Source organism: Aeromicrobium sp. PFPM2_SD2 (assembly GCF_057364525.1).
On sequence record NZ_JBNFNZ010000093.1, the window covers coordinates 1 to 6,972 of the forward strand.

General features: G+C 74.1%; 5 protein-coding genes and 2 pseudogenes. 5 read left to right on the forward strand and 2 right to left on the reverse strand.

Going from position 1 to position 6,972, the window contains the following annotated elements; genetic code table 11:
• Positions 1 to 217: 217 nt before the first annotated feature.
• Positions 218 to 1,078 carry an Fpg/Nei family DNA glycosylase gene (locus AC2W7G_RS06535; protein WP_485867722.1) on the forward strand — a complete coding sequence of 287 codons (861 nt, stop codon included), beginning with the start codon at positions 218 to 220 and terminating at the stop codon, positions 1,076 to 1,078.
• A gap of 408 nt (positions 1,079 to 1,486) precedes the next feature.
• Here AC2W7G_RS06535 and efeO read toward each other — a convergent pair whose 3' ends face one another.
• The gene (gene efeO, locus AC2W7G_RS06540; protein ID WP_485867723.1) at positions 1,487 to 2,995 is read right to left on the reverse strand and encodes an iron uptake system protein EfeO; all 1,509 of its coding nucleotides are present in this window, start codon (positions 2,993 to 2,995) and stop codon (positions 1,487 to 1,489) included.
• Positions 2,996 to 3,019: 24 nt separating this feature from the next.
• On the reverse strand, positions 3,020 to 3,850 hold the full coding sequence (efeU, locus tag AC2W7G_RS06545; RefSeq protein WP_485867724.1) for an iron uptake transporter permease EfeU: 831 nt from the start codon (positions 3,848 to 3,850) through the stop codon (positions 3,020 to 3,022).
• A gap of 159 nt (positions 3,851 to 4,009) precedes the next feature.
• On the opposite strand from efeU, the gene AC2W7G_RS06550 reads away from it, so the two are divergent.
• The 4 genes and pseudogenes from AC2W7G_RS06550 to AC2W7G_RS06565 form a co-directional block, all read left to right on the forward strand.
• A complete protein-coding gene (locus tag AC2W7G_RS06550) occupies positions 4,010 to 5,326 on the forward strand; it encodes a homoserine dehydrogenase (RefSeq protein WP_485867725.1) in 1,317 nt (438 codons plus the stop codon).
• On the forward strand, positions 5,326 to 6,399 hold the full coding sequence (gene thrC, locus AC2W7G_RS06555) for a threonine synthase (RefSeq protein WP_485867726.1): 1,074 nt from the start codon (positions 5,326 to 5,328) through the stop codon (positions 6,397 to 6,399). The genes AC2W7G_RS06550 and thrC overlap by 1 nt, the downstream gene beginning before the upstream one ends.
• Before the next feature lie 221 nt (positions 6,400 to 6,620).
• A pseudogene (locus tag AC2W7G_RS06560) lies at positions 6,621 to 6,668 on the forward strand (hypothetical protein); the annotation flags it as partial.
• Positions 6,669 to 6,738: 70 nt separating this feature from the next.
• Positions 6,739 to 6,972: pseudogene (locus AC2W7G_RS06565) on the forward strand (hypothetical protein); the annotation flags it as partial.

Sequence of the window (6,972 nt, forward strand, 5' to 3'; positions counted from 1 at the left end):
CTGAGCCGCACCCGATCGCTCGCCAGCCCGCCGTCCCTCCGGGGCGGCGGGCTCGCGGCGTGCAGGGGGACGGGCGGTGCACCTGCCCGGCAAGCCGAAGGATGCCCGGCACATCTCCCTGGCAGGTGTCGTCTACCTGGCGCGCCAGGTAAACCGAACCTGCTTCGGCGCACGCGTTCCGCGTGAACTCGTCCCCGGGCGGTGCCAGACTCGGCGCATGCCCGAGCTGCCCGAGGTGGACGCCCTCGTCGGCTTCCTGCGCGAGCGCGCCGTGGGAGCCGTCGTCGCCGAGCTCGAGGTCGCCTCGTTCTCGGTGCTCAAGACCTTCGACCCGCCCGCGTCCGCGCTGTCCGGCCTGCAGGTCGTGGGCGTCGCCCGCCACGGCAAGATGATCGACCTGGACGTCGACGGGCTTCACGTGGTCGTCCACCTGGCCAAGGCGGGCTGGCTGCGCTGGTCCGAGCAGCTGGCCGACAAGCGGCTCAAGCCCGGTGGGCCGATCGCCGCGCGCATGCGGCTCGACGCCGGCGACGGCCCGCACGTGGGCTTCGACGTCACCGAGGCCGGCACCCGCAAGGGCCTGGCCATGTACGTCGTCCGCGACCCGTCCGAGGTGCCCGCGGTCGCCGCGCTCGGTCCCGACCCGCTCGAGCCCGGCTTCGACCTGCGCCCGCTCGTGCAGGGCCGGCGCATGCAGGTCAAGCGGCTGCTGCGCGACCAGAAGGTGGTCGCCGGCATCGGCAACGCCTACAGCGACGAGATCCTGCACGCAGCCCGGCTCTCGCCGTTCCAGATCGCCGACACGCTCGACGACGAGCAGCTCGACCGGCTGCAGGCGGCCCTGCACGACGTGCTCGTGGAGGCGGTCCGCGAGGCGGCGGGCAAGCCGGCGTCCGAGCTCAAGGACGACAAGCGCACCCGCATGCGCGTGCACGGCCGCGCGGGCGAGCCGTGCCCGGTGTGCGGCGACACCGTGCGCGAGGTCTCGTTCGCCGACTCCGCGCTGCAGTACTGCCCGACGTGCCAGACCGGCGGCAAGCTGCTCGCCGACCGGCGCACGTCCAAGTTCCTCAAGTAGTCAGCGCACGCCCGCCACGCGGCGCATGGCGTCGAGCCCCGCCGGCGTCCCCGGCCAGTGCCGCGCCAGGGCGTCGGGTCCGGGGGCCCGCACCACCGCGCGCAGCACGAAAGGGCGACCACCAGCGCGTCGTCGAGCAGGCCCACGCACGGGCAGCATCGTCGGGCACCAGGTCGATCGGCACGGCGAGGTAGGCCACCGCGAGCCCGAGCCGCACCCGCACCCCGCGCGCAGCGACCGGTCGGACGCCAGCCGGCGCAGCAGGCGCAGGACGTCGGGGACGAGACGCAGGACGTCGCGCAGCCCGGCCGGTCGGGCTCGTGCCGGGCGGCGACGAGCATCGCGACCACGAGCGCGAGCCAGGCGACGACGAGCGCGGCCGCGACCGAGCGACGAGCGTCCAGGCGCTCATCGCGCCGGCTTGTCGTCCTCGTCGTCCGGCCTCGGGACGTCGAGCGGTGCGCGCGAGGCCAACCACTGGCCGATCTGCTCGCGGTGGCCGAGCACCTGGCTGGCGGCCTCGACGGGCGCGGCCTGCGGCTCGGGGTCGGACTCGACCTCGCGCTGCAGCCACGGGAACGTCGCGGCGACGTCGGGCGGCTCCGCGACGTGCTCGAGCAGCCGGGCCAGGACGGCCTGGGCCGCCTCCTCGTGGGCCCGCTGGTCGGCCAGCTCGCGACGGGCCTGGTCGCGCAGGACGCCCACGACCTCGCGGCTCTCGACGGCGTGGTGCCACAGCCGCACGACCTGCACCTGCAGCACGACGCGGTCGGCGGCGCGCAGCGCGTCGACCGCGGCGGCGAGCTGCTTGACCTCGTCCTGGGACAGCTCGTCGTAGCCGACGAAGCCGTCGCCCTCCCGGTGCCGGTCGAGCAGGCCCTGCAGCGCCTCGAAGCGCGTGTCGAGCTGGGTGGCCAGCGCCTCGTCCTTGGCCACGACGATGTCGCGCAGCCCGTCGTAGGCGACCTTGGCGCCGTCGAGGTTGGCCTGGAAGTCCCACAGGTCGGTGTGCGACCAGATCTCCTCCTCGCCGGTGACCTTGCCGGTCGCGACCTCGTCGAGCAGGCCCTTGGCACCGTTGCCGATCGCCGTCGCGTCGATCTCCTGGGCGAAGGCCGCCGCGTGCGTGCGGTCGTACAGCTCCTGGGTGTCGGCCAGCAGCTGGTCGGCGTACTGCGTGCGCTTCGCCGTGCTCAGCGCGCCGGTGAAGCCCTGCGGCGGCCACAGGTCCTTCTCGAGCCGGTGCCAGCCGGTCCACTCCTGGCCGGCCTCGAGGTCGGCCTCGCGCAGGTCCATGCGCGGGTCGAGGTCGCCGAAGGACTCCGCGACGGGCTCGATGCGCTCCCAGTGGACGCGGGTGGCGGCGTAGAGCTCGCGGGCGCGGTCGTCGTCGCCGGCCTCGTACGCCTCGACGAAGTCCCGGGTGCCGGCCAGCAGCTGCTCGGTCTGGTCCTTGACGTACGCGACGTAGTTCGTGGTCGCGGCGGCCACCTGGTCGGCCAGCGCGCCGGTGGGCGCGACGTCCTTCCCGGAGTCGGTGACGGTGAACTCGCTGCGGATGCCGTCGCCCACCATGCCCGGCTTGCAGGCGCTGACGTAGGTGCCGGGCTTGGCGGTGACGACCAGGTCACGGCTCAGGCCGGGCCCGATGTTCTCGACCTCGGAGACGATGCGCAGGCCGTCCTCGGCCAGCAGGTAGAACTCGGTGACGTCCTTGCCGGTGTTCTTGACGGTGAAGACGAGGTTGCCCGACGGCGCCTCGTCGGTCGACAGCTCGCAGGCGTCCGCCGACGACTCGACGGCGATGGTGCCGGCGTCCTTCGAGCCGCTCGCCGAGGAGTCGGAGTTCTCGGTGCAGGCGGCCAGCGGCAGCAGCAGGGTCGTGGCGACGGCCAGGCCGCGGAGGGGAGGGTGCATGGGGTTCCTTCGGTGCGGGGTCGCTCAGGCGACGGGGGAGGGGGCCGGCCGCGGCGCGGCGAACCAGACGGTGCGGACGAAGAAGGTCAGCGTGGGGACGACGTAGAGCAGCCAGGCGGCGGCCTCGAGCCACGTCGTCGCGGGGGAGAAGTTGAGGACGCCCTTGAGCAGCGTGCCGTACCAGCTCGACGGCGGGACCTGCTCGGACACGTCGAACGCGAGGGCGTGCAGGCCGGGCAGGATGCCCGCCTCCTGCAGGTCGTGGACGCCGTAGGCCAGCACGCCGCCGGCGATGACGACGAGCGCGACGCCGGTCCAGGAGAAGAACAGCCGCAGGTCCAGGCGCACCGCTCCGCGGTAGACCAGCCAGCCGAGCACGACCGCGACGGCCAGGCCGAGCACGGCGCCCAGGAGCGGGTCGGTCGACTGGCCGGTGGCCTGCGCGCCGGCCCACAGGAACAGGGCGGTCTCCAGCCCCTCGCGCCCGACGGCGAGCAGCGCCATGAGCACGATCGCCCAGCGCCCGCCCTCGACGGCGGAGTCCAGCCGGCCGGTGAGGTCGCTCTTGAGGTGCCGGGCGGTGTGCGCCATCCAGAAGATCATCCACGTGATGAGCCCGACGGCGACGATGGACAGGGTCCCGCCGATCGCCTCCTGGGCCTCGAAGGTCAGCCCGCGCGGCCGTACGTGAGCGCCGCGCCGAAGCCGAGCGAGATCGCGGCGGCCAGGGCCACGCCGCTCCACAGCGGGAGCAGCAGGTCGCGGCGACCGGTCTTGACCAGGTACGCGACGAGGATGCCGACGACCAGCGCGGCCTCGAGCCTCGCGCAGGCCGATCAGGAAGTTGGCGAACATGGACGTCCTGTCAGGTGAGCATTGCCTAAGTAGCAGAGGCACTGTACGCCCCCTGGCGCGGAGCGCACGCATCCCCGCGTCCGAGGGGCGGACGAGGGGCCCGTCTCGTCCTTCACCGCCCCGGGCCCCGGGACGGCGGACGGCCGATACCCTGGCCTCGTGACCAGCGACAAGCCCAGCCCCCGGCCGCTCAAGGTCGCCCTGCTCGGCTGCGGGGTCGTCGGCTCCGACGTGGCCCGGCTGCTGACCCAGGACGCCGACGAGCTCGCCCGCCGCATCGGCGCGCCGATCGAGCTGGTCGGCATCGCGGTGCGGCGTCCGGGCCGTGAGCGCGAGCTCGACCTGCCGGCCGACCTGTTCACGACCGACGCCAAGGCGCTCGTCTCGCGCGGCGACCTGGACGTCGTGGTCGAGGTCATCGGCGGCATCGAGCCGGCCCGCGACCTCATCCTGACCGCGCTCGAGCACGGCGCCTCGGTCGTCACCGCCAACAAGGCGCTGCTCGCCGAGGACGGCGCCACGCTCTACGAGGCCGCGGCCAAGGCCGAGCGCGACCTGTTCTACGAGGCCGCCGTCGCCGGCGCCATCCCGATCGTCCGTCCGCTGCGCGAGTCGCTGGCCGGCGACCGCGTGACCCGCGTGCTGGGCATCGTCAACGGCACCACGAACTTCATCCTGGACGCCATGACGTCCACCGGCGCCGACTTCGCCGAGGCGCTGGAGGAGGCGCAGGCGCTGGGCTACGCCGAGGCCGACCCCACCGCCGACGTCGAGGGCTTCGACGCCGCGGCGAAGGCGGCCATCCTGGCCAGCCTGGCGTTCCACACCCGCGTGACGATGGACGACGTCCACCGCGAGGGCATCAGCGACGTCACCGCCGCGCACGTCGCCTCGGCGGCCGAGCGCGGCTCGGTGGTCAAGCTGCTGGCCATCTGCGAGCGGCACGACACGCCCGACGGCCCGGCCGTCTCGGCCCGCGTCCACCCGGCGATGATCCCCGACGAGCACCCGCTGGCCAGCGTCCGCGGCGCGTTCAACGCGGTCTTCGTCGAGAGCGAGTCCGCCGGCCAGCTCATGTTCTACGGCCCCGGCGCCGGTGGCGCGCCCACCGCGTCCGCCGTCCTCGGCGACCTGGTCACCGTCGCGCGCAACCGCGTCGACGGCGTCTTCGGCCCCGGCGAGTCCAGCCACGCGCAGCTCGAGGTGCTCGGCATGGGCCGCACCCGCACGGCGTACCACATCTCGCTGGACGTGGCCGACCGTCCGGGCGTCCTGGCGGCGGTGGCGCAGGCCTTCGCCGAGCAGGAGGTCTCCATCCGCACCGTCCACCAGGAGGGCCACGGCGACGACGCGACGCTCGTGGTCGTCACCCACGTCGCCGACGACGCCGCGCTCTCGGCGACCGTCGCCCGGCTGCGCGACCTCGACATGGTCCGGGGCGTCTCCTCCGTCATGCGCGTCGAGGGAGGCCGCTGATGCCGGCACGTGCCCACCTGTGGCGAGGCGTGGTCGAGGAGTACCGCGACTGGATGCCCGAGCAGGCGACGACCCACGTCGTGTCGCTCGGCGAGGGCGGCACGCCGCTCGTGCACAGCGCGTGGCTGTCCGGCCTGGTCGGCGGTGACGTCCACGTCAAGGTCGAGGGCGCCAACCCCACCGGCTCGTTCAAGGACCGCGGCATGACCGCCGCCATCTCCGCGGCCGTCGCCGGGGGAGCCAAGGCGGTCGTGTGCGCGTCCACCGGCAACACGTCCGCGTCGATGACCGCCTACGCCGCGAAGGCCGGGCTCACCCCGGTCGTGCTCGTGCCGCACGGCAAGATCGCCGCCGGCAAGATGGCCCAGGCCGTCATGCACGGCGCCGAGGTGATCCAGGTGCGCGGCGGCTTCGACGAGTGCCTCATGCTCTCGCGCGGCCTGGCCGAGAAGTACCCGGTCGCGCTGGTCAACTCGGTCAACCCGGTCCGGCTCGAGGGGCAGAAGACCGCCGCGTTCGAGATCGTCGACGCGCTCGACCGCGCGCCGGACGTCCACGTGCTCCCGGTCGGCAACGCCGGCAACATCTCCGCCTACTGGCTGGGCTTCCGGCAGTACGCCGAGGCCGGGATGGCCCAGCGCACGCCCGCGCTGTGGGGCTTCCAGGCCGAGGGCGCCGCACCGATCGTGCGCGGGGAGGTCGTCACGCGTCCGGAGACCGTCGCCACCGCCATCCGCATCGGCAACCCGGCGTCGTGGCAGCTCGCGACGGCCGCGCGCGACGAGTCCGGCGGGCTCATCGAGGCGGTGAGCGACCAGCAGATCCTCGCCGCCCAGCGCGCCCTGGCCTCGCACGACGGCATCTTCGTCGAGCCCGGCTCGGCGGCCAGCGTCGCCGGCCTGCTCGCCCGGGCCGAGGCCGGACGCGTCGAGCGCGGCCTCACCATCACCGTGACGGTGACCGGCCACGGTCTCAAGGACACCGACACGGCCCTCTCGGGCGTCGGCTCGCTCGTGGACTCGGTCATCGACGCCGACGTCGACGAGGCGGCGGCCGCGGCCGGGCTCGCATGACGTTCGTCGACGGACCGGTCAGCGTCCACACGCCGGCCAGCAGCGCCAACCTCGGTCCCGGCTTCGACGCCTTCGGGCTGGCCCTGACGCTCGGTGACACGCTCACTGCCGAGGTGACCGACGGCGGCCTGGACGTGCACGTGGAGGGGGAGGGCGCCGCGGACGTCCCGCGCGACGAGTCCCACCTGGTCCTGCGGGCCATGCACGCCGCGTTCGACCTCATGAACGTGCGACCCGAGGGCCTGCGCCTGGCGTGCCGCAACGTCGTGCCCCATGCCCGCGGCCTCGGCTCGTCCAGCGCCGCGATCGTCGGCGGCATCGCGCTCGCCCCGCGCGCTCGTGCGCGACAGCGCCGCCCTCATGGACGACCTGGCCGCCTTCCAGCTGGCCACCGACCTCGAGGGTCACCCCGACAACGTCGCCGCCGCCCAGTTCGGCGGCTTCACCATCGCCTGGCTCGACGGCTACGCGGCGAACGTGCACCGGCTCGACGTCACCGCCGCGCTGACCGTGCTCGTGCCGCCGGAGCCGTCTCGACCGAGCTCTCCGCGGCGTGCTGCCCGACGAGCCGTG